Below are 2,011 nucleotides of genomic sequence, written 5' to 3' on the forward strand. Positions count from 1 at the left end.
GTTTCCTTGTGCACGTCCAGACCGACGTATTTTACTGTCTCCGTCATGACTCGCCTCCAGCGCTGACAAATCCATCGTCAGCATCTCAGATTTGAGCCCTCGAGGCTCCGGCAGTCATGGGGTCTAAGGCCTGAGGGCGTCGGGAAACACCTCAGTCCGTCCGAAAACTCAGCGGCATGTCGTGTGGCGGAGAGCCGAAGAGCGCTGGGCTCTGGAGATGCTGGTTTTTCGACGTGGAAGGCTTGGAGACGGTCTGGATCAGCCATATCGGGACGTATGACGCGCTGTGGCGTCGAAAACGGTGAAGGGCGCGCCCATTTCAGGCCTGCACGGCGCGTAGCAGGGCCGGAATACCGAGGATGTTGATGGCCCGCCTGAGATTGTAGGCGAGTGCTGTCAAGCTGAACTCGGCATTGACGTTAGCGAGCCCCCGCATGAGGAAAGCACCTTGGTTCATCCACTGTTTGATGGTGCCGAAGGGATGCTCAACCGTCTCGCGGCGCCGGTCGATGATGTCGGGCCGGACAGCAAGCCGTTCCGCCATGCACTCGAGCACGGCTTCGCCTTCCCAGCGGTCGATGGTCCGCCGTACACCTGACGCGCATTGTGGTTTGAGCGCACAGTCCCGGCACGCCCGCGCATTCCCGTAACGGACGTTCACATGCCCGTTCTTTTGTGAACGCGTATAGGGATCGAGGCGCTGGTCGCCGGGGCAGATGTAGCAATCCTCCTCGGCGTCGTACCGAAACTCGCTCTTCGCGAAATAGCCCTCATTTATGCCGGGGCCGCGTTGCGGGCGCATGACATAAGGCATGACGCCGACATCCTCGCAGGCGGCAATATCTTCGCCTTTGTAATAGCCCTTGTCGGCAACTGCATCGATCTGCTCGACACCCAGTATCTCGCGTGCGGCGCTGGCCGTCTGCGCCAGAAAGCCCAGATCGCTGCCGGAGTTGGTGACATATTGTTCGACGATGAGTTTGTGCCGGTCATCGACCGCGACCTGCGCATTATAGCCCACGCCGACCTTGGGACTGGTCGCCATCCCGCGTGCGTCGGGATCGGTAAGCGACAACTGGCTTTCTCCACTCGCGACAAGATCGGCCAGCATCGCGCGATGCAGTTCACGCCGCTCCCGCATTCGTGCGATCTTCGCTTCCAGCGCCGCTGCACGGCGGGCGGCGCCCTCTGCCTCGGTTTCGGCGCGATCGGCAAGGTCGAGACGGGCCAGATACTCCTCGATCCGCTCGTCCGCGAGCTCGATCCATCCGGCCAGCTTCTGGCGGGTGAAGTTGCGCTTGCGGCTGTTCACCGCCTTGAGCCGCGTGCCGTCCACCGCCACCAGTTCACGCCCGAAAAGGTCAAGGCGGCGGCACAGCAGCACGAAGGATCGGAAGAGCGGCTTGAACGCCGCGCGGTTCGTCCTGCGGAAATCCGCGATCGTGCGGAAATCGGGGCGTAGCCCGCCGAGTAGCCAGATCACTTCAAGGTTGCGCGCCGTCTCGGCCGCCAGGCACCGGCTTGACCGCACGCGATTGAGATAACCATAAAGATAAAGCTTCAGCAGATCGGCGGGGTCATAGCCGGGGCGCCCTGTGGGCTTGGGCAGCGAGCGATCAAAGCCAAGCTCGCCAAGATCCAGATCATCGACGAACGCAGCGATAAAGCGCACCGGGTTGTCCGCCCCGACATAGTCGTCAACCGACGCCGGCAGCAGTAGCATCTGATCGCGCGAATGTCCTTCGATGTAGCCCATGCCCGATCATACCGCACACGCAACCATACGGGAATCCGCTCCGCAGTTTTCGGACGGACTGACCTGTTTGCCGCCCATTCGTGACGGCAACCGGGTTTTCCGTCATCTGGTCGCTCGATGACTTCAATTGGGACTTTCCCGCCATTCGCGTATGTAGGGAGAACGTCGGCATTCGCTGACAGCGGCCATTCCCGACCTTGCAAATTACCGAACGGCATTCACACCCGTTAATGCCATTTGGCAACGCCGTCGTTA

General features: G+C 61.2%; 1 protein-coding gene. It reads right to left on the reverse strand.

Annotation, left to right across the window (positions count from 1 at the left end; genetic code table 11):
• Positions 1–319: 319 nt before the first annotated feature.
• Entirely contained in the window at positions 320–1,756 is a 1,437-nt protein-coding gene (locus CG471_RS29690; RefSeq protein WP_099234651.1) for an IS1182 family transposase, read from the reverse strand.
• Positions 1,757–2,011: the final 255 nt, after the last annotated feature.

The organism is Sphingobium sp. IP1 (assembly GCF_002708645.1).
GTDB classification, from domain to species: domain Bacteria; phylum Pseudomonadota; class Alphaproteobacteria; order Sphingomonadales; family Sphingomonadaceae; genus Sphingobium; species Sphingobium yanoikuyae.

Coding starts and splice junctions, on each gene's coding strand:
- CG471_RS29690 (WP_099234651.1), bottom strand. CDS start 1,756: ATGGGCTACATCGAAGGACATTCGCGCGATCAGATGCTACTGCTGCCG.